Origin of the sequence: Pseudomonas sp. GM60, from assembly GCF_000282415.1 — a bacterium.
Lineage (GTDB): Bacteria > Pseudomonadota > Gammaproteobacteria > Pseudomonadales > Pseudomonadaceae > Aquipseudomonas > Aquipseudomonas migulae.
In genome coordinates this window covers 40158-61169 of sequence record NZ_AKJI01000039.1, presented here as the reverse complement: position 1 = coordinate 61169, position 21012 = coordinate 40158, and the positions used below count along the sequence as shown (strand labels likewise).

20 protein-coding genes are annotated in these 21012 nt (G+C 58.0%); 19 read left to right on the top strand and 1 reads right to left on the bottom strand.

Translation table 11 applies throughout. The features are described from left to right. Positions 1-395 precede the first annotated feature (395 nt). From mnmG to glmS, 16 genes are all read left to right on the top strand, one after another. A complete protein-coding gene (gene mnmG, locus PMI32_RS19195; RefSeq protein ID WP_008027545.1) occupies positions 396-2294 on the top strand; it encodes a tRNA uridine-5-carboxymethylaminomethyl(34) synthesis enzyme MnmG in 1899 nt (632 codons plus the stop codon). Beyond that, a complete protein-coding gene (gene rsmG, locus PMI32_RS19200) occupies positions 2291-2935 on the top strand; it encodes a 16S rRNA (guanine(527)-N(7))-methyltransferase RsmG (RefSeq protein WP_007948096.1) in 645 nt (214 codons plus the stop codon). The genes mnmG and rsmG overlap by 4 nt, the downstream gene beginning before the upstream one ends. A gap of 18 nt (positions 2936-2953) precedes the next feature. Further along, positions 2954-3751, top strand: coding sequence for a ParA family protein (locus PMI32_RS19205; RefSeq protein WP_008027543.1), 798 nt, complete (start codon positions 2954-2956; stop codon positions 3749-3751). Between the two features lie 9 nt (positions 3752-3760). Beyond that, positions 3761-4633, top strand: a complete 873-nt coding sequence (locus PMI32_RS19210) for a ParB/RepB/Spo0J family partition protein (protein WP_008027541.1) — start codon at positions 3761-3763, stop codon at positions 4631-4633. Positions 4634-4781: 148 nt separating this feature from the next. Beyond that, entirely contained in the window at positions 4782-5189 is a 408-nt protein-coding gene (locus PMI32_RS19215; RefSeq protein WP_008027539.1) for a F0F1 ATP synthase subunit I, read from the top strand. A gap of 16 nt (positions 5190-5205) precedes the next feature. Then, positions 5206-6075 (top strand): F0F1 ATP synthase subunit A, encoded by an 870-nt coding sequence (gene atpB / locus PMI32_RS19220; RefSeq protein ID WP_008027537.1) that lies wholly within the window; start codon positions 5206-5208, stop codon positions 6073-6075. A 133-nt stretch (positions 6076-6208) separates the two neighbouring features. Continuing rightward, on the top strand, positions 6209-6466 hold the full coding sequence (atpE, locus tag PMI32_RS19225) for a F0F1 ATP synthase subunit C (protein ID WP_002555987.1): 258 nt from the start codon (positions 6209-6211) through the stop codon (positions 6464-6466). Positions 6467-6522: 56 nt separating this feature from the next. Further along, a complete protein-coding gene (locus tag PMI32_RS19230; RefSeq protein ID WP_008027535.1) occupies positions 6523-6993 on the top strand; it encodes a F0F1 ATP synthase subunit B in 471 nt (156 codons plus the stop codon). A 12-nt stretch (positions 6994-7005) separates the two neighbouring features. Then, positions 7006-7542 (top strand): F0F1 ATP synthase subunit delta, encoded by a 537-nt coding sequence (locus tag PMI32_RS19235; RefSeq protein WP_008027533.1) that lies wholly within the window; start codon positions 7006-7008, stop codon positions 7540-7542. 21 nt (positions 7543-7563) lie between these two features. Continuing rightward, entirely contained in the window at positions 7564-9108 is a 1545-nt protein-coding gene (gene atpA, locus PMI32_RS19240; protein WP_008027530.1) for a F0F1 ATP synthase subunit alpha, read from the top strand. A gap of 50 nt (positions 9109-9158) precedes the next feature. Then, positions 9159-10019 (top strand): F0F1 ATP synthase subunit gamma, encoded by an 861-nt coding sequence (gene atpG, locus PMI32_RS19245; RefSeq protein ID WP_008027528.1) that lies wholly within the window; start codon positions 9159-9161, stop codon positions 10017-10019. Positions 10020-10046: 27 nt separating this feature from the next. Beyond that, on the top strand, positions 10047-11426 hold the full coding sequence (gene atpD, locus PMI32_RS19250) for a F0F1 ATP synthase subunit beta (protein WP_008027526.1): 1380 nt from the start codon (positions 10047-10049) through the stop codon (positions 11424-11426). A gap of 45 nt (positions 11427-11471) precedes the next feature. Beyond that, on the top strand, positions 11472-11897 hold the full coding sequence (locus tag PMI32_RS19255) for a F0F1 ATP synthase subunit epsilon (protein ID WP_007969909.1): 426 nt from the start codon (positions 11472-11474) through the stop codon (positions 11895-11897). A 116-nt stretch (positions 11898-12013) separates the two neighbouring features. After that, entirely contained in the window at positions 12014-13381 is a 1368-nt protein-coding gene (glmU, locus tag PMI32_RS19260; RefSeq protein WP_032828681.1) for a bifunctional UDP-N-acetylglucosamine diphosphorylase/glucosamine-1-phosphate N-acetyltransferase GlmU, read from the top strand. Positions 13382-13572: 191 nt separating this feature from the next. After that, on the top strand, positions 13573-14349 hold the full coding sequence (locus tag PMI32_RS19265; RefSeq protein WP_008027522.1) for a DeoR family transcriptional regulator: 777 nt from the start codon (positions 13573-13575) through the stop codon (positions 14347-14349). Position 14350: 1 nt separating this feature from the next. Beyond that, the gene (gene glmS / locus PMI32_RS19270) at positions 14351-16183 is read left to right on the top strand and encodes a glutamine--fructose-6-phosphate transaminase (isomerizing) (RefSeq protein ID WP_008027520.1); all 1833 of its coding nucleotides are present in this window, start codon (positions 14351-14353) and stop codon (positions 16181-16183) included. Between the two features lie 69 nt (positions 16184-16252). Here the strand turns inward: glmS and ppk2 are convergent, their stop codons facing one another. Then, a complete protein-coding gene (gene ppk2, locus PMI32_RS19275) occupies positions 16253-17074 on the bottom strand; it encodes a polyphosphate kinase 2 (RefSeq protein ID WP_008027519.1) in 822 nt (273 codons plus the stop codon). 106 nt (positions 17075-17180) lie between these two features. Between ppk2 and PMI32_RS19280 the strand changes: the two genes are divergently transcribed. From PMI32_RS19280 to PMI32_RS19290, 3 genes are all read left to right on the top strand, one after another. After that, the gene (locus PMI32_RS19280) at positions 17181-18083 is read left to right on the top strand and encodes a LysR family transcriptional regulator (protein ID WP_008027518.1); all 903 of its coding nucleotides are present in this window, start codon (positions 17181-17183) and stop codon (positions 18081-18083) included. Positions 18084-18213: 130 nt separating this feature from the next. After that, entirely contained in the window at positions 18214-18840 is a 627-nt protein-coding gene (locus PMI32_RS19285) for a glutathione S-transferase family protein (protein ID WP_008027515.1), read from the top strand. A 63-nt stretch (positions 18841-18903) separates the two neighbouring features. Then, entirely contained in the window at positions 18904-20934 is a 2031-nt protein-coding gene (locus PMI32_RS19290; RefSeq protein ID WP_008027513.1) for a 2Fe-2S iron-sulfur cluster-binding protein, read from the top strand. Positions 20935-21012 lie beyond the last annotated feature (78 nt).

Below are 21012 nucleotides of genomic sequence, written 5' to 3'. Positions count from 1 at the left end.
ATAACTGCCGCTAAGGGCAGTTGATAACAGGGCCTCAAAACTGAAGATAACCGCCTCTGTGGATAACCACCCATTTCATCCACAGGCTTACACCGGTTATCCAAGGGCCTCATTGGCACATGACCACAGGGTTTTGATTCTCTGTACATATTGAAAACAAAGGGCTGTACGAATCTATCCACAGAAATGGTGCTCAGTAGAAATAAACATAAAAACAAAGATTTAATAAATTTCTTTCTTTTTAATTTCTATAACCCCAACTTCTCCACAGCTGGTTAAATTTTGTGCAAAGGGTTCTTTAGGAAGGGCGAAGTCCCTATACTTGTCGACCAGGTCCAAAAACCTGAGCTCAAACTATTCCTGAATTACCTACTTAAGCAGGCACGAGGTGCGTGGTGGATTTCCCTTCCCGTTTTGAAGTGATCGTCATCGGCGGCGGTCATGCCGGTACCGAGGCAGCACTGGCCTCAGCACGTATGGGGGCAAAAACCCTGTTGCTGACGCATAACGTGGAAACCCTCGGTGCCATGAGTTGCAACCCGGCCATTGGCGGGATCGGCAAAAGCCATCTGGTAAAAGAAATCGATGCCCTCGGCGGCGCGATGGCCATGGCTACCGATAAAGGCGGCATTCAGTTTCGCGTATTGAACAGCCGCAAAGGCCCGGCCGTGCGTGCAACCCGCGCCCAGGCAGACCGGGTTCTGTACAAGGCCGCTGTCCGCGAAGCGCTGGAAAACCAGCCGAACCTGTGGATATTTCAACAAGCCGCTGATGACCTGATCGTTGAACAGGAACAAGTGCGCGGTGTTGTCACCCAAATGGGCCTGCGTTTCTTCGCTGACTCAGTGGTGTTGACCACTGGCACCTTCCTCGGTGGACTTATCCACATCGGAATGCAGAATTATTCCGGTGGTCGTGCCGGTGATCCGCCGTCGATCGCCCTGGCTCGCCGTCTGCGCGAATTGCCACTGCGTGTTGGCCGATTGAAAACCGGTACTCCGCCGCGTATCGACGGTCGGTCAGTGGATTTCTCGGTGATGACCGAGCAAGCAGGTGATACGCCGATCCCGGTGATGTCGTTCATGGGTTCCAAAGAGCAGCATCCGAAACAGGTGAGCTGCTGGATTACCCACACCAACGCCCGGACCCACGAAATCATCGCAGCGAACCTCGACCGTTCGCCGATGTATTCCGATGCAGGGTTGATCGAAGGTATCGGCCCGCGTTACTGCCCGTCGATCGAAGACAAGATCCACCGCTTTGCCGACAAGGAAAGCCACCAGGTCTTCATCGAACCGGAAGGTTTGACCACTCACGAGCTGTACCCGAACGGGATATCCACATCCCTGCCGTTCGACGTGCAATTGCAGATCGTACAATCGATTCGCGGCATGGAAAACGCGCACATCGTGCGTCCGGGCTACGCCATCGAGTACGACTACTTCGACCCGCGTGACCTGAAGTACAGCCTGGAAACCAAAGTTATCGGCGGTCTGTTTTTCGCCGGGCAAATCAATGGCACCACCGGATACGAAGAAGCCGGCGCCCAGGGTTTGCTGGCCGGGGCCAACGCTGCACTGCGTGCGCAAGGCAAAGACGCCTGGTGCCCGCGTCGCGACGAGGCGTACATCGGAGTATTGGTTGACGACCTGATTACCCTTGGAACTCAAGAGCCGTACCGGATGTTCACATCCCGCGCCGAGTACCGTCTGATCCTGCGTGAAGACAACGCAGACCTGCGCCTGACCGAAAAAGGTCGCGAGCTGGGTCTGGTGGATGACGCGCGTTGGGCGGCGTTCTGCACCAAACGCGAAAGCATCACGCTGGAAGAGCAGCGCCTGAAAAGTACCTGGGTTCGTCCCGGCACCGAGCAGGGCGATGCGATATCCGAAAAATTCGGCACGCCGCTGACTCACGAATACAACCTGCTCAACCTCTTGAGCCGTCCGGAAATCGACTACGCTGGTCTGATCGCCGTGACTGGCGGGGGCGCAGAAGATCCACAAGTCGCCGAGCAGGTCGAAATCAAGACCAAATACGCCGGTTATATCGATCGTCAGCAAGATGAAATCGCGCGTCTGCGGGCGAGCGAGGACACGAAACTGCCTGTGGATATCGATTACACGAACATTTCCGGTCTCTCCAAAGAGATCCAGAGCAAGCTCGGTGCGACCCGTCCAGAAACACTGGGCCAGGCGTCACGCATTCCGGGTGTCACACCGGCAGCCATTTCGCTGTTGATGATTCATTTGAAAAAACGCGGCGCTGGCCGTCAGTTGGAGCAAAGCGCTTGAGTTCGTTGGTCACCTCGCAACACGCCGAAGAGTTATCCACAGGTGCTCGCCAGCTCGGTGTCACATTGACCGAAACCCAGCACGCGCAGTTGTTGGGTTATCTGGCCCTGTTGATCAAATGGAACAAGGCCTACAACCTGACCGCCGTGCGCGATCCGGACGAAATGGTCTCGCGTCACCTGCTCGATAGTTTGAGCGTGATGTCGTTCATCGAAAACGGTCGCTGGCTGGACGTTGGCAGCGGCGGCGGCATGCCGGGCATTCCGCTTGCAATCCTGTTTCCAGAGTCCCAAGTGACCTGCCTGGACAGCAACGGCAAGAAAACCCGCTTCCTGACCCAGGTCAAACTCGAACTCAAACTGGATAACCTGCAAGTTATCCACAGTCGCGTCGAAGCCTTCCAGCCTGCACAGCCTTTCAACGGGATCATTTCCCGGGCGTTCAGCAGCATGGAGAACTTCAGCAACTGGACGCGCCACCTTGGCGACGCCGATACACGTTGGCTGGCAATGAAGGGCGTTCATCCGGCCGATGAGCTGGTAGCATTGCCGGCAGACTTCCACCTCGATAGCGAACACGCCCTGGCCGTACCTGGTTGCCAAGGCCAACGCCATCTGCTGATACTGCGCCGCACGGCATGATTGGGAACACAAGCAAGAATGGCTAAGGTATTCGCGATAGCGAACCAAAAGGGTGGTGTGGGTAAAACCACCACCTGCATCAACCTCGCAGCTTCCCTGGTTGCTACCAAGCGCCGGGTGCTGTTGATCGATCTCGATCCACAGGGCAACGCCACCATGGGTAGCGGTGTGGATAAACACGGCCTGGAAAACTCGGTCTACGACTTGCTGATCGGCGAATGCGATCTGGCCCAGGCCATGCACTTCTCCGAGCACGGTGGTTACCAGCTGTTGCCGGCCAACCGCGACCTGACCGCGGCCGAAGTGGTTCTGCTGGAAATGCAGATGAAGGAAAGCCGCCTGCGCAGTGCGTTGGCGCCGATCCGTGAAAACTACGATTACATTTTGATCGACTGCCCGCCGTCGCTGTCGATGCTCACGCTGAACGCTTTGGTCGCGGCTGACGGGGTAATTATCCCCATGCAGTGCGAATACTTTGCGCTCGAAGGCCTGAGCGACCTTGTGGATAACATCAAGCGCATCGCTGAACTGCTGAACCCGAACCTGAAAGTCGAAGGCCTGTTGCGCACGATGTATGACCCGCGCCTGAGCCTGATGAACGACGTGTCGGCGCAGTTGAAAGAACACTTCGGCGAGCAGCTCTACGATACGGTTATCCCGCGTAACATCCGCCTGGCCGAAGCGCCAAGCTATGGCATGCCGGCGCTGGCTTACGACAAGACTTCGCGGGGCGCCATTGCCTATCTGGCACTTGCCGGCGAGATGGTTCGCCGTCAGCGCAAAAACTCACGCACTGCCGCTGCTCAGGCAACTTAAGGAATCCCCATGGCCGTCAAGAAACGAGGTCTCGGACGTGGACTGGATGCACTGCTGAGCGGTCCGACCGTCAGCTCGCTGGAAGAGCAGGCTGTACAAGCCGATCAGCGTGAGCTGCAGCATTTGCCCCTGGACCTGATCCAGCGCGGCAAGTACCAGCCGCGTCGGGACATGGACCCGCAAGCGCTGGAAGAACTGGCGCAATCGATCAAGGCCCAGGGCGTGATGCAGCCGATCGTGGTTCGCCCGATCGGCAGCGGTCGCTTCGAAATCATCGCCGGCGAACGTCGCTGGCGTGCCAGCCAGCAGGCTGGCCAGGAAACCATCCCGGCGATGGTGCGCGATGTGCCGGATGAAACCGCCATCGCCATGGCGCTGATCGAGAACATCCAGCGCGAAGACCTCAATCCGATCGAAGAAGCGGTGGCCTTGCAGCGTTTGCAGCAGGAATTCCAGCTGACTCAGCAACAAGTGGCCGAAGCGGTGGGCAAATCCCGCGTGACTGTGGCCAACCTGCTACGCTTGATCGCGTTGCCGGAAGTTATCAAGACCATGCTGTCGCACGGTGACCTCGAAATGGGTCATGCCCGAGCTTTGCTTGGTTTGCCGGAGAATCAACAGGTTGAAGGGGCGCGACATGTTGTCGCACGGGGGCTGACTGTGCGCCAGACTGAGGCACTGGTTCGCCAGTGGTTGAGTGGCAAACAGGAGCCTGCCGAACCGGTAAAACCGGACCCGGATATCGCCCGACTCGAGCAGCGTCTGGCTGAGCGCCTAGGCTCTGCGGTGCAGATCCGACACGGAAAGAAGGGGAAAGGGCAGTTGGTCATTGGTTACAACTCCCTCGATGAGCTTCAGGGTGTGCTCGCACACATTCGCTGAAACATTTCCTCATGTAGCGTGCAGTCGGAAATCACTACCTGACAGTTGAATAGGGGCAGAACCGCCCCTATACTCTGCGCGCATTTTGTCGGCACAAATTATGCCAAGTTATTGAATTCTGGCAGCCGACCATTGGAGAGCAATAGTGATGGAAACCCGCACGCCAAACCGCTTGCCGTTCCATCGCCTGGCAGTTTTTCCGGTGTTGATGGCTCAGTTTGTCGTGTTGCTGATCGCCGCTTTGGCGCTTTGGCAATGGCACGGAGTCGTTGCCGGGTACTCAGGACTCTGCGGGGGCCTGATAGCCTTGCTGCCCAATGTTTATTTCGCTCACAGGGCATTTCGGTTTTCCGGCGCCCGAGCAGCTCAAGCCATCGTCCGGTCTTTTTATGCTGGCGAGGCGGGCAAACTGATTTTGACGGCAGTGCTCTTTGCATTGACGTTTGCAGGTGTGAAGCCATTGGCGCCGCTAGCTGTATTCGGCGTCTTCGTGTTGACCCAACTGGTCAGCTGGTTCGCGCCCCTGCTGATGAGAACAAGACTTTCGAGACCTTAGGGCGTTTGAGGCAACCATGGCAGAAACAACCGCTTCGGGCTATATCCAGCACCACTTGCAGAACCTGACCTTCGGTCAGCACCCAACCGGCGGGTGGGGTTTTGCCCACACCGCAGCAGAAGCCAAAGAAATGGGCTTCTGGGCTTTCCACGTCGATACCCTCGGCTGGTCGGTCGCTTTGGGTCTGATCTTCGTTCTTCTTTTCCGCATGGCGGCAAAGAAAGCGACTTCCGGTCAGCCTGGTGCTTTGCAGAACTTCGTTGAAGTATTGGTCGAATTCGTCGATGGCAGCGTGAAAGACAGCTTCCATGGCCGTAGCCCGGTGATTGCACCGCTGGCACTGACCATCTTCGTCTGGGTCTTCCTGATGAACGCCGTCGACCTGATCCCGGTCGACTGGATTCCTCAGCTGGCCATCCTGATCACTGGCGATGCGCACATTCCGTTCCGTGCCGTATCGACCACTGACCCGAACGCTACCCTGGGCATGGCCCTGTCGGTGTTCGCGTTGATCATTTTCTACAGCATCAAGGTCAAGGGCATCGGCGGCTTTGTCGGCGAGCTGACCCTGCACCCGTTCGGCAGCAAGAACATCTTCGTTCAGGCCCTGCTGATTCCGGTGAACTTCCTGCTGGAGTTCGTGACGCTGGTAGCCAAGCCAATCTCCCTGGCACTGCGTCTGTTCGGCAACATGTACGCCGGCGAGCTGGTCTTCATTCTGATTGCTGTGATGTTCGGCAGCGGTCTGCTCTGGCTTAGCGGCCTGGGCGTAGTTCTGCAGTGGGCGTGGGCTGTGTTCCACATCCTGATCATCACCCTGCAGGCGTTTATCTTCATGATGCTGACCATCGTTTACCTTTCGATGGCGCACGAAGAGAACCATTAAGGCCAGTCTCGACTAGTCTGATGTCCCACCCGGTCAAACGGGTGGGGGCCCGAACAGGGCTATGAAACGATTTGTTTTACCGCTTTAAAATCTAAAAAACCTAAACCATACGACGTAAAAGTCGGGAGGAAAGATGGAAACTGTAGTTGGTCTAACCGCTATCGCTGTTGCACTGTTGATCGGCCTGGGCGCACTGGGTACCGCAATTGGTTTCGGCCTGTTGGGCGGCAAGTTCCTGGAAGGCGCAGCGCGTCAGCCAGAAATGGTTCCAATGCTGCAAGTTAAAATGTTCATCGTTGCCGGTCTGCTCGACGCCGTAACCATGATCGGTGTTGGTATCGCTCTGTTCTTCACCTTCGCGAACCCATTCGTTGGTCAACTCGCTGGCTAATCACTCGAACCTTCGAGTGATTGGTTTGATGTGCAACGAACGAGCGAGGTGTTGGCGTGAACATTAATGCAACCCTGATTGGCCAGTCCGTTGCGTTCTTCATTTTTGTACTGTTTTGCATGAAGTTCGTGTGGCCTCCGGTCATCGCGGCTTTGCACGAACGTCAGAAGAAGATCGCGGATGGACTGGACGCTGCCGCCCGAGCAGCTCGCGACCTGGAGTTGGCCCAAGATAAAGCGGGTCAACAACTGCGCGAAGCTAAGGCTCAGGCAGCTGAAATCATTGAGCAAGCCAAGAAACGCGGTAATCAGATCGTTGAAGAGGCTGTTGAAAAAGCCCGTATCGACGCTGACCGTGTGAAGGTTCAGGCTCAGGCCGAGATCGAGCAGGAACTGAACAGTGTCAAAGACGCGCTGCGTGCCCAACTGGGTGCACTGGCCGTTGGCGGCGCCGAGAAGATCCTGGGTGCCACAATCGATCAAAACGCGCACGCGGAGCTGGTAAACAAACTGGCTGCTGAAATTTAAGCGAGGGCGATCATGGCAGAATTGACCACGTTGGCCCGACCTTACGCTAAGGCAGCCTTCGAGCACGCCCAGGCCCACCAGCAACTGGCCTCTTGGTCAGCCATGCTCGGCCTGGCTGCAGCAGTGTCGCAAGACGACACCATGCAGCGCGTGCTCAAGGCCCCGCGACTGACGAGCGCAGACAAGGCCGCCACGTTTATTGACGTGTGCGGCGACAAGTTTGATGCCAAGGCACAGAACTTCATCAACGTCGTTGCCGAAAACGACCGTCTCCCGCTGTTGCCGGAGATATCCGCTCTGTTCGACCTGTACAAGGCCGAACAAGAGAAGTCGGTAGACGTTGAAGTGACCAGTGCTTTTGCATTGAACCAAGAACAGCAAGACAAACTCGCCAAGGTTCTCAGTGCACGACTCAACCGGGAAGTGCGCCTGCAAGTCGAGGAAGACAAATCCCTTATTGGGGGCATTGTCATCCGCGCCGGCGACCTGGTTATCGATGGCTCGGTTCGCGGCAAACTCGCGAGCCTTGCCGAAGCATTGAAATCTTGAGTTTGAAGGGGCAGCAGAGCAATGCAGCAACTCAATCCTTCCGAAATAAGTGAAATTATCAAGGGCCGCATCGACAAGCTCGATGTGACCTCCCAAGCCCGTAACGAAGGCACTGTCGTCAGCGTATCTGACGGTATCGTGCGGATTCACGGTCTGGCCGACGTTATGTACGGCGAGATGATCGAGTTTCCGGGCGGCGTCTTCGGTATGGCCCTCAACCTGGAGCAAGACTCTGTAGGTGCCGTTGTATTGGGCGCATACCAGACTCTGGCTGAAGGCATGAGCGCCAAGTGCACCGGCCGTATCCTCGAAGTTCCGGTTGGTAAGGAACTGCTGGGTCGCGTAGTCGACGCACTGGGTAACCCAGTTGACGGCAAAGGTCCGCTGAACAACACCGAGACCGACGCGGTCGAGAAAGTTGCTCCAGGCGTGATCTGGCGTAAGTCGGTAGACCAGCCTGTACAGACTGGCTACAAGGCTGTCGATGCCATGATCCCTGTCGGCCGTGGCCAGCGTGAGCTGATCATCGGTGACCGTCAGATCGGTAAAACCGCTCTGGCGATCGACGCGATCATTAACCAGAAAAACAGCGGCATTTTCTGCGTCTACGTAGCGATCGGTCAGAAACAATCGACCATCGCCAACGTGGTTCGCAAGCTGGAAGAAAACGGCGCACTGGCTAACACCATCGTCGTGGCAGCGAGCGCTTCGGAATCTGCAGCACTGCAATTCCTGGCACCGTACTCCGGTTGCACCATGGGTGAATACTTCCGCGACCGCGGTGAAGACGCGCTGATCGTTTATGACGATCTGTCCAAGCAAGCAGTGGCTTACCGCCAGATTTCCCTGCTGCTGCGCCGTCCACCAGGCCGTGAAGCTTACCCAGGCGACGTGTTCTATCTCCACTCCCGTCTGCTGGAGCGCGCATCCCGCGTTTCGGAAGAATACGTAGAGAAGTTCACCAACGGCGCAGTGACCGGCAAAACCGGTTCCCTGACCGCACTGCCGATCATCGAAACCCAGGCTGGCGACGTTTCCGCGTTCGTTCCGACCAACGTGATTTCCATCACCGACGGTCAGATCTTCCTAGAATCGGCCATGTTCAACTCCGGGATCCGTCCTGCTGTGAACGCCGGTGTTTCGGTATCCCGTGTGGGTGGTGCCGCTCAGACCAAGATCATCAAGAAGCTCTCCGGTGGTATCCGTACCGCTCTGGCTCAGTACCGTGAACTGGCGGCATTCGCCCAGTTCGCTTCTGACCTGGACGAAGCGACCCGTAAGCAACTTGAGCATGGTCAGCGCGTTACCGAGCTGATGAAGCAGAAGCAATACGCACCAATGTCGATCGCTGACATGGCGCTGTCGCTGTATGCCGCTGAGCGTGGGTTCCTGACTGACGTTGAAATCGCCAAGATCGGCAGCTTCGAACAAGCGCTGATTGCTTTCTTCAACCGCGATCACGCCGAATTGATGGCGAAGATCAACGTGAAGGGTGACTTCAATGACGAAATCGACGCTGGCATGAAAGCCGGTATCGAGAAGTTCAAGGCCACCCAAACCTGGTAAGCCGCAGCGGGAGCCGCAAGGCTCCCGCTTGCTAACCTGATAGGTGTTACATGGCAGGCGCAAAAGAGATTCGCAGTAAGATTGCGAGCATCAAAAGCACGCAAAAGATTACCAGCGCCATGGAAAAAGTGGCGGTCAGTAAAATGCGCAAGGCACAAATGCGCATGGCTGCTAGCCGTCCTTACGCGGAGCGCATCCGCCAGGTTATTGGCCATTTGGCCAACGCTAACCCGGAATATCGCCACCCATTCATGATCGACCGTGAAGTAAAGCGTGTTGGTTATGTCGTGGTGAGCAGTGACCGTGGTCTGTGTGGTGGCTTGAACACCAACCTGTTCAAGGCTCTGGTCAAGGACATGGCGGTAAACCGCGAAAACGGCGTCGAGATTGATCTGTGTGTAGTTGGTAGCAAGGGTGCGGCTTTCTTCCGCAACTTCGGCGGTAACGTCGTAGCAGCTATCAGCCACCTGGGTGAAGAGCCGTCGATCAATGACCTGATCGGCAGCGTCAAGGTGATGCTGGATGCCTACCTGGACGGCCGTATTGACCGCCTGTCCGTGGTGTCCAACAAGTTCATCAACACCATGACGCAAACGCCTACCGTGGAGCAGTTGATTCCATTGGTGGCAACCCCGGATCAAGGACTCAAGCACCACTGGGATTATCTGTACGAACCGGACGCCAAAGAGCTGCTTGACGGCTTGATGGTCCGTTACGTGGAGTCGCAGGTCTACCAGGCGGTGGTCGAGAACAACGCGGCTGAACAAGCTGCGCGGATGATCGCGATGAAGAACGCTACCGACAACGCCGGTGATTTGATCAGCGATTTGCAGCTGGTCTACAACAAGGCGCGTCAGGCTGCGATCACCCAAGAGATCTCGGAAATCGTCGGCGGCGCTGCCGCGGTTTAACGGTTCAAATATTCAGAGGATCCAGCTATGAGTAGCGGACGTATCGTTCAAATCATCGGCGCCGTTATCGACGTGGAATTCCCACGCGACAGCGTACCGAGCATCTACAACGCTTTGAGTGTAAAAAGCGATGCAGGCACCACTCTCGAAGTTCAGCAGCAGCTGGGCGACGGCGTGGTTCGTACCATTGCGATGGGTTCCACCGAGGGCTTGAAGCGCGGTCTGGAAGTCACCGACTCTGGCGCAGCCATCTCCGTACCGGTCGGTAAAGCGACTCTGGGCCGGATCATGGACGTACTGGGCAACCCGATCGACGAAGCTGGTCCGATCGCCACCGAAGAGCGCTGGGGCATTCACCGTCCTGCGCCAACCTTCGCTGAGCAAGCGGGCGGCAACGACCTGCTGGAAACCGGCATCAAGGTTATCGACCTGGTTTGCCCGTTCGCCAAGGGTGGTAAAGTTGGTCTGTTCGGTGGTGCCGGTGTAGGCAAAACCGTAAACATGATGGAACTGATCCGTAACATCGCCATCGAGCACAGCGGTTATTCCGTGTTCGCCGGTGTGGGTGAGCGTACTCGTGAGGGTAACGACTTCTACCACGAGATGAAGGACTCCAACGTTCTGGACAAAGTGGCACTGGTTTACGGTCAGATGAACGAGCCGCCGGGTAACCGTCTGCGCGTAGCACTGACCGGCCTGACCATGGCCGAGAAGTTCCGTGACGAAGGTAACGACGTTCTGCTGTTCGTCGACAACATCTATCGTTACACCCTGGCCGGTACTGAAGTATCCGCACTGCTGGGCCGTATGCCTTCCGCAGTAGGTTACCAGCCGACCCTGGCCGAAGAGATGGGTACTCTGCAAGAGCGTATCACTTCGACCAAAAACGGTTCGATCACCTCGATCCAAGCGGTATACGTACCTGCGGATGACTTGACTGACCCGTCGCCAGCGACCACCTTCGCCCACTTGGACGCCACCGTCGTTCTGTCCCGTGACATCGCTTCCCTGGGTATCTACCCAGCGGTCGATCCACTCGACTCGACATCGCGCCAGCTGGACCCGAACGTAATCGGCCAGGACCACTACGATACCGCTCGCGGTGTACAGTACGTTCTGCAGCGTTACAAAGAACTGAAGGACATCATTGCGATCCTGGGTATGGACGAGCTGTCGGAAGCCGACAAGCAGTTGGTAAACCGTGCTCGTAAGATCCAGCGCTTCTTGTCGCAGCCGTTCTTCGTGGCTGAAGTCTTCACCGGTGCCTCGGGTAAATACGTTTCCCTGAAAGACACCATTGCTGGCTTCAAAGGCATCCTCAACGGTGACTACGACCACCTGCCAGAACAAGCGTTCTACATGGTCGGCGGCATCGAAGAAGCGATCGAGAAAGCCAAGAAACTGTAATCCCGGCGCCCGGCAACGGGCGCTAATTTAGGTTGAGGCAATCAGATGGCTATGACAGTCCATTGCGATATCGTCAGCGCGGAAGGAGAAATCTTTTCCGGCCTGGTCGAGATGGTGATTGCGCACGGTGCACTGGGTGATCTTGGTATCGCCCTGGGCCACGCGCCGCTGATCACTAATCTCAAGCCTGGCCCGATCCGCCTGGTCAAGCAGGGCGGGGAAGAGGAGGTGTATTACATCTCCGGTGGTTTCCTCGAGGTTCAGCCGAACATGGTCAAGGTTCTTGCCGACACCGTGCAACGAGCTGCCGACCTGGACGAAGCCTCCGCTCAGGAAGCCGTTAAGGCTGCCGAGAAGGCCTTGCATGAGCGGGGCGCGGAATTCGATTACGGTTCTGCTGCCGCACGTCTGGCCGAGGCTGCAGCTCAGCTGCGCACCGTCCAGCAGATCCGCAAGAAGTTTGGCCACTAACAGGCCATCACTTGTTGCGCGATTGATTAAAAAGGGTAGCCTCGGCTACCCTTTTTTCTTTTCCGATTTTCATAACCAGGTCGCAGCCGCTGACCATCCAGGATTGGTAGCCAGTCATGTCTCTTGAAATTGTTATCCTCGCTGCCGGCCAAGGCACTCGCATGCGTTCGGCACTGCCGAAAGTCCTGCATCCGATTGCCGGCAATTCGATGCTTGGTCATGTTATCCACAGCGCGCGGCAACTTGATCCACAGCGCATCCACGTGGTGATTGGCCATGGTGCCGACGCCGTTCGTGAGCGACTGGCAGCCGATGATCTGAATTTCGTCCTGCAGGACAAACAGCTGGGTACTGGCCACGCGGTTGCTCAGGCAGTGCCGTTCATTGAGTCCGACACCGTCCTGATTCTTTACGGCGACGTGCCGTTGATCGAAGTCGAGACCCTTCAACGTTTGCTCAAGCAGGTTGCACCGCAGCAATTGGGTTTGTTGACCGTTGAGCTGGATGATCCAACCGGCTATGGCCGCATCGTTCGTGATGCTGCCGGCAAGGTGACGGCTATCGTCGAGCAGAAAGACGCCAACGAAGCCGAGCGTGCGATCACTGAAGGCAACACCGGCATTCTCGCGCTGCCGTTCGCGCAACTGGGCGGCTGGATGAGCCGTCTTTCCAACAACAACGCCCAGGGCGAGTACTACCTGACCGATGTGATTGCCATGGCAGTCAGCGATGGTCTGGTGGTGGCGACCGAGCAGCCTCACGATGCGATGGAAGTGCAGGGCGCCAATGATCGCAAGCAGCTTTCCGAGCTCGAGCGTCATTATCAACTGCGCGCAGGTCGTCGTTTGATGGCCCAGGGCGTGACCCTGCGCGACCCGGCACGTTTCGATGTCCGCGGTGACATTACTGTTGGTCGCGATGTGCTGATCGACATCAACGTGATTCTCGAAGGCAAGGTTGTCATCGAAGATGACGTGGTGATCGGTCCGAACTGCGTGATCAAGGACAGCACTTTGCGCAAAGGTGTGGTGATCAAGGCCAACAGTCATATCGAAGGCGCGATCATGGGCGAAGGCAGTGATGCCGGTCCATTCGCACGCTTGCGTCCCGGCTCCGTGCTTGAGGCTCGCGCGCATGTGGGTAACTTTGTCGAGCTGAAAAACGCTCACATGGGCGAAGGCGCCAAGGCCGGTCACTTGGCGTATCTGGGCGATGCCGAGATTGGCGCACGCACCAACATCGGTGCGGGCACCATCACGTGCAACTATGACGGTGCCAACAAGTGGAAAACCGTGTTGGGTGAGGATGTGTTCATCGGTTCCAACAATTCATTGGTGGCGCCTGTGGATATCTCTAGCGGTGCGACCACTGCGGCCGGATCGACTATTACCCAGAATGTGGATAACGCGCAGTTGGCTGTCGGCCGTGCGCGCCAGAAGAATATCGATGGCTGGAAGCGGCCAGAGAAAATCAAAAAGGCCTGAGTTATCCACAATCCTGTAGGAGCCGGCTTGCCGGCGATAGCGGTTTACCTGAAACACCGCGTCGGCCCATCGCCGGCAAGCCGGCTCCTACAAGGTTATCCACAGACCTTTTTATCGCCTCGCGCTTGACGAAGTTTCGCCAATAGGTTTTGATTGCTTCCGTTATCTTTCGAATCGAAACTTACCAGGTCATGTCGAAGCGCAACACACCTCAACGCCGTCACAATATCCTCGCCTTGCTCAATGAGCAGGGCGAAGTCAGTGTTGATGAACTGGCCAAGCGCTTCGAAACCTCGGAAGTTACGATTCGCAAGGACCTGGCAGCACTCGAAAGCAATGGTCTTCTGTTACGCCGTTATGGCGGTGCGATCACCATGCCTCAGGAACTGGTTGCCGATATCGGGCAGCCGGTTTCCAGGTACAAACAGGCGATCGCCCGTGCTGCCGTTGCGCGGATCCGCGAGCATGCCCGGATCATCATCGACAGTGGCAGCACCACGGCAGCGATGATTCCGGAACTTGGTCAGCAGCCGGGCCTGGTGGTGATGACCAACTCGCTTCATGTCGCCAATGCCTTGAGTGAACTCGAGCACGAGCCGGTGCTGTTGATGACTGGCGGTACCTGGGACCCGCATTCCGAGTCTTTCCAGGGGCAGGTCGCCGAGCAAGTACTTCGCTCCTACGATTTCGATCAGTTGTTCATCGGTGCCGACGGCATCGACTTGGTGCGCGGTACCACCACCTTCAATGAATTGCTGGGACTCAGCCGCGTCATGGCGGATGTTGCCCGCGAAGTGATCGTGATGGTGGAGTCCGACAAGATAGGCCGCAAGATTCCCAACCTGGAGCTGCCATGGAGCAGCGTCCATACCCTAATTACCGATGATCGCCTGCCGCTGGAGGCACGCGATCAGATACAAGCCCGCGGTATCACGCTGATATGCGCGGCTGTCAGTCAGGAGAAATAGCATGTGTGGAATTGTCGGTGCAGTCGCAGAACGTAACATCACTGCCATCCTCCTCGAAGGCCTCAAGCGCCTGGAATACCGTGGCTATGACAGCGCCGGTGTGGCGGTCTATACCAATGACCAACAGCTCGAGCGCATGCGTCGTCCGGGTAAAGTCAGCGAGCTGGAACTGGCGCTCGAAGCCGAGCCGCTGGTCGGTCGCCTGGGCATCGCCCACACTCGTTGGGCCACTCACGGTGCGCCGTGCGAGCGCAACGCTCACCCGCATTTCTCCGGTGATCTGGCGGTGGTGCACAACGGCATCATCGAGAACTACGAAGCCCTGCGCGAACAACTCAAGGCATTGGGCTACGTGTTCACATCGGACACTGACACTGAAGTCATCGCCCACCTGCTGAACCACAAACTCAAAGATCTGAACGACCTGACCGTGGCCCTCAAGGCCACCGTTAAAGAGTTGCACGGTGCTTACGGCCTGGCCGTGATCAGCGCTCGGCAACCGGATCGCCTGCTCGCCGCTCGCAGTGGCAGCCCGTTGGTGATCGGCCTTGGCCTGGGTGAAAACTTCCTCGCTTCCGACCAATTGGCCCTGCGCCAGGTCACTGACCGCTTCATGTACCTGGAAGAAGGCGATATCGCCGAGATTCGTCGCGATAGCGTGCAGATCTGGGACGTTAGCGGCAAGGTCGTCGAGCGCCAAACCGTGCAGTACCGTGACGGTGCCGACGTGGCTGACAAGGGCGAGTTCCGCCACTTCATGCTCAAGGAAATCCACGAACAACCGGCTGTGGTGCAGCGCACCCTCGAAGGTCGTCTGAGCCCGGACGGTGTGTTGGTGCAAGCTTTCGGCCCACAGGCTGCCGAGTTGTTCGCCAAAGTGCGCAACGTGCAGATCGTCGCCTGCGGCACCAGCTACCACGCCGGCATGGTCGCCCGTTACTGGCTGGAAGAGCTGGCCGGCATCCCGTGCCAGGTCGAAGTCGCCAGCGAATTCCGCTATCGCAAAGTCGTGGTGCAGCCCGACACCCTGTTCGTGACCATTTCCCAGTCCGGCGAAACCGCCGACACCCTGGCCGCGCTGCGCAACGCCAAGGAGCTGGGCTTCCTCGCCAGCCTGGCGATCTGCAACGTTGGCATCAGCTCGCTGGTGCGTGAGTCCGACCTGACCTTGCTGACCCAGGCTGGTCGCGAAATCGGCGTGGCCTCGACCAAAGCCTTCACCACTCAGTTGGTTGGCCTGCTGTTGCTGACGCTGTCCCTCGGTCAGGTGCGCGGCACTTTGGCCAAAGGCGTCGAAGCCACCCTGGTCGAAGAACTGCGTCGCCTGCCTACCCGTCTGGGCGAAGCCCTGGCCATGGACAGCACGGTGGAGAAAATCGCCGAGCTGTTCGCCGAGAAACACCACACTCTGTTTCTCGGTCGTGGCGCGCAATTCCCAGTAGCGATGGAAGGTGCCCTGAAACTTAAGGAAATCTCCTACATCCACGCTGAAGCCTACCCGGCCGGCGAACTGAAACACGGCCCGTTGGCGCTTGTGGATAACGACATGCCGGTCGTGACCGTGGCGCCCAACAACGAACTGCTGGAGAAGTTGAAGTCCAACCTCCAGGAAGTGCGCGCCCGTGGCGGCCAACTGATCGTCTTCGCAGACGAACAGGCCGGCATGACCAACGGCGAAGGCACCCACGTTGTGCACATGCCGCACATTCACGACATCCTGTCGCCGATCCTCTACACCATCCCGCTGCAGTTGCTGTCGTACTACGTCGCGGTGTTGAAAGGCACAGACGTTGACCAGCCGCGCAACCTGGCGAAGTCAGTCACCGTGGAATAAGTTATCCACAGCTGAATCGAGGGGCAGGGTTCCTGTTGTTCACTGGACCTTGCCCCTTTTACATTCAGCTCAGAATTTTTCCTCTATCAATCGCAGTGGATAATCCGGCTCTCGATAGCTGCCTGGTTTCTGGCGTTTGGGCAACTTCACAGGCTCCCTCGGAACATCCTTATAGGGAATGCGGCTGAGCAGGTCGGTGATGATGTTCAGGCGAGCCCGTCGCTTGTCATTGGAGTTGGCCACGAACCAGGGGGCATGTTCGGTGTCGGTCATCTTGAACATGTCGTCACGGGCGCGTGAATAGTCGTACCAGCGGCTGTATGACTTGAGATCCATGCCGGTGAGCTTCCAGATTTTGCGTCCATCCTTGATGCGTGCCTGAAGACGTCGTGTCTGTTCCTCTTGGCTGACCTCCAGCCAATATTTGATCAGGATGACGCCCGAATCGACGATTGCACGTTCCACCAACGGAATCGACTTCAGGAAACGGTCGACCTGCTCCTGGGTGCAGAACCCCATCACGCGCTCAACGCCCGCACGGTTGTACCAACTGCGATCGAAGATCACCACTTCGCCAGCCGCCGGCAGATGCGGCAGGTACCGTTGGACATACATCTGGGTTTTCTCACGTTCGGTTGGCGCGCTCAACGCCACCACCCGAAAGATGCGTGGGCTCACCCGTTCAGTCAGGGCCTTGATTGTCCCTCCCTTGCCGGCACCGTCGCGGCCCTCGAAAACAATGCACACCTTGATCCCTTTTTGCCGTACCCACTCCTGCAACTTGACGGTTTCGACGTGCAGTCGGCGCAGTTCTTCCAGGTAGTCCTTGTTAGACATCTTCGAGCTGTCGGCAGCGTTCTGCTTAAGCGGGCGCTTCTTATCCTTTGCCATAATCAAGACCTCGCAAATTCCCGGTTATGTCAGACTAGATTGTTTTGAACGCCGTATTGGATTCGCAGCCTGACGGTAGCGAATATCTGAGTAGAGGACATACCCAGTGGACCGATTCCAGGAAATGCAGGTCTTCGCCGCCGTCGCCCAGGACCAAGGTTTTTCGGCTGCGGCGCGGCGTTTGGGCCTGTCGGCGGCCAGTGTTACCCGTGCCGTGGCCGCGCTGGAAAAACGCATTGGCACACGCTTGCTGACGCGCACCACCCGCAGCGTGCATGTGAGTGAGGCGGGTCAGCGGTATCTCGAAGACTGTAGGAGGATTCTTGCCGAGGTGCAGGAAGCGGAGGATTCAGCTGCGGGCAGTCATGCCGAACCCCGTGGGCAACTGACGATCACCGCGCCGGTGTTATTTGGCGAGTTGTTCGTTACGCCGGTGATGGTGAGTTATCTGAAGCAGTTTCCTGAAGTCTGCATCAACGGCTTGCTGGTCGATCGGGTGGTGAGCATGGTCGAGGAGGGGATTGATGTGGCTGTGCGCATCGGTGAGTTGCCCGACAGCAACCAGCACGCTATCCGCGTCGGCGAAGTACGGCGGGTGATTTGCGCTGCTCCGCCATTTCTGGAGACGCAGGGCAGGCCGGTGCATCCTCAGGATCTGGCGCGTGCACCGGTTATTTCAACGTCTGCTATCGGTCAGCTTAAAAGCTGGCCTTTTCAGGAAGCGGGCGAGCCTTTCAGCGTACGGGTTGAATCGCGATTGGTGGTGACGGCGAATCAGGCAGCCATTACGGCAGCGTGTCTCGGGCTGGGATTCACCCGTGTCCTGTCTTATCAGGTCGCCAGTAAAGTCGCTTCCGGCGAACTGGAAATCGTATTGGCTGACTTCGAACTGCCGCCATTGCCCATCCATGTGGTGTATCAGGGCGGCCGCAATGCGCCGGCCCGGATTCGCAGTTTTGTCGACTTCACGGTGAAAGCGCTGCGGGAACACCCGGCCTTGCAAGGTTGATGGGTTATTGCACTGGCTGAAATAATTGATTGCGTTTGCTGGTTATTCTGTTGTTTTGGTTGGGGGTGGAAGATGGCTCCCATCGGCGCTGATCGTTTCAGAACGGCGCCACCACCCAGCGGAGTCGACCATGCTAGCGATCAAACTCTACAACTTCCCACGTTCCGGCCATGCTCACCGTGTGGAGCTGATGTTGTCCCTGCTGCAACTGCCGACCGAGCTGATCCTGGTCGATATGGCCAAGGGCGCGCACAAACAACCGGATTACCTGGCGATCAACCCGTTCGGACAGGTCCCGGCCATCGACGATCAAGGCGTGGTGCTGGCCGATTCCAACGCGATTCTGGTTTATCTGGCGAAAAAATACGGTAACGGTCGCTGGCTGCCAGACGACCCGCTCGGCGCCGCCAAGGTTCAACGCTGGTTGTCAGTGGCGGCTGGACCGATTGCCTTTGGCCCGGGCCGGGCCCGGCTGATCACGGTGTTTGGCGCGCCTTACAGGGCTGAAGAGACGATCGCTTACGCCCACGTCTGGCTCAAACTGATCGATCAGGAACTGGCGGATACGGTTTACCTGACCGGCAGCGAACCGACCATTGCCGACGTGGCCGCCTACAGTTACATCGCCCACGCACCGGAAGGCAACGTGTCGCTCGAGGACTACGCCAACGTGCGAGCCTGGCTGGCGCGCATCGAAGCCTTGCCAGGGTTTGTCGGCATGCCGCGCACCGTCGCCGGCCTGCAAAAAACTGCCTGATACCTGCGGCCCGGCATTGTCGGGCCGTTCACACTGCGCCTGACGCGCAGGGGAGAAGCCGTAATGGACCAGTCAACTTGGCACGCGGGCGAAAAACAGTTGCAGGCACACGTCGGTGTTGCCGAGCGAATGGAGGAGTTGGGTCGTAGGGTGGTTCGCACTGAGATGCCGGACCAACACCGCAAATTCTATGAGCAACTGCCGTTCATGCTGTACGGCGCAGTGGATGCCGACGGCAATCCTTGGGCGAGCATTCTTGAAGGGCAGCCGGGATTCGCTCACTCGCCCGAGCCAGGTGCGCTGCAATTCGACAGCTTGCCGGGGGCGGATGACCCGGCGCAATTGACTGATGGCGCGGCGATCGGCTTGTTGGGGATCGAACTGCACACGCGGCGGCGCAACCGCCTCAATGGTCGCGTCGACGCCGTGACGGCGAATGGCTTCGGCGTAACGGTCGAACAGTCCTTCGGCAACTGTCCGCAATACATTCAATTGCGGCAGTTTCGTTCGGTGCCGCTGGCGGATCCCTCGACGCGCATCGCGCAGCACCTGGGCGCTCTGGATGACGCTGCCAAAGCCATGATTGCCGACGCCGATACCTTCTTCGTCGCCAGTTATGTGGATGTCGACGGTCGGCGCTCAGTGGACGTTTCCCACCGTGGCGGTCAGGCCGGTTTCGTACACGTGGAAGGTAATCGTCTGACCATCCCGGACTTCGCCGGCAATCTGTTCTTCAATACCCTGGGCAACCTGTTGATCAATCCACGGGCGGGTTTGCTGTTTATCGATTTCAACTCCGGCGACCTGCTGCACCTCAGCGGTCGCACCGAAATCATCCTTGATGGCCCCCAAGTCGAAGCCTTTCAAGGCGCCGAGCGTCTGTGGACATTCGAGGTGGAGCAGGTGGTGCGTCGGCCTGCAGCACTGGCTCTGCGCTGGCGCTTCGACGGCGTATCGCCCACCAGTTTGCTGACGGGCACCTGGGAGCAGGCCAACGCACGCCTGCAAGCCCGGGCGCTGGGTGATCATTGGCGGCCGCTGCGGGTGGTGCGCATCGAAGCGGAAAGCCACAACATCCGCTCGATCTATCTGGAGCCCGCCGATGGCGCCGGGTTGCCGCTGTTTCAAGCGGGGCAGCATTTACCACTGCGGTTCAACATTGGCGGTGAGGTGCATATCCGCACCTATAGCCTGTCGAGCGCGCCGTCCGATGACTTTTTCCGCATCAGCGTGAAGCGAGAAGGGCGGGTGTCTTCGCATCTGCATGAGCAGGTTCGTGTCGGTGATCTGCTGGAAGCCCGCGCGCCTCAAGGGCACTTCACCGTGGCAACCCATGAACGTCGGCCGCTGGTGTTATTGGCCGCCGGCGTAGGCATTACGCCTTTGCTGTCGATGGTGCGGGAGGTGGTGTATCAAGGTCTGCGCACCCGGCACATTCGGCCTACGTGGTTTTTCCAGAGTTCACGCACGCTGGCGGATCAACCGTTTCGCTCCGAGCTGGATCGTTTGCTGGATGACGCCGGTGATTCGGTGCGGGTGCTGCGTCTGCTCAGTCAGCCGGAGGCCGATGCTCACGAGGGCGAGGACTTTGACCTGACCGGACGGATCGACGCCGCGTTGCTCAAGAACATCCTTGAAGTGGAGGACTACGATCAGCTCGATTTTGTACTCTGCGGGCCGGGCAGTTTTACCCAGGGGCTGTACGACAGCCTGCGGGAACTGGACATCCGTGACAGCCGGATTCACGCCGAGACCTTCGGCCCGTCGACCTTGCGTCGCCGGCCGGACCCCGACGCGGTGGTCATCGAGCAACCGCCGGCCGCGACCACGTCAGTGCCGGTGGTGTTCGAGCGTTCAGCCAAAGAAGCCAGGTGGCAACCCGAGGGCGGCAGTTTGCTGGAGTTGGCGGAAAGCCGCGGGTTGCGCCCGGAATTCAGTTGCCGCGGCGGTTCCTGCGGGACCTGTAAGACTCGCCTGATCAGCGGTCAGGTGAATTATCCACAGCCGCCAGCGGAAGTGCCGGAAGTAGGACACGTCCTGATTTGTTGTGCGATTCCGGCGCAGGGCTCGCAGCCTTTGGTGCTCGACCTGTAGCATCTGACGCGGTGTGTAGGAGCGAGGCTTGCCCGCGAAGCTTTTGGCGGAGTTTAGGACGCCTTCGCGGGCAAGCCT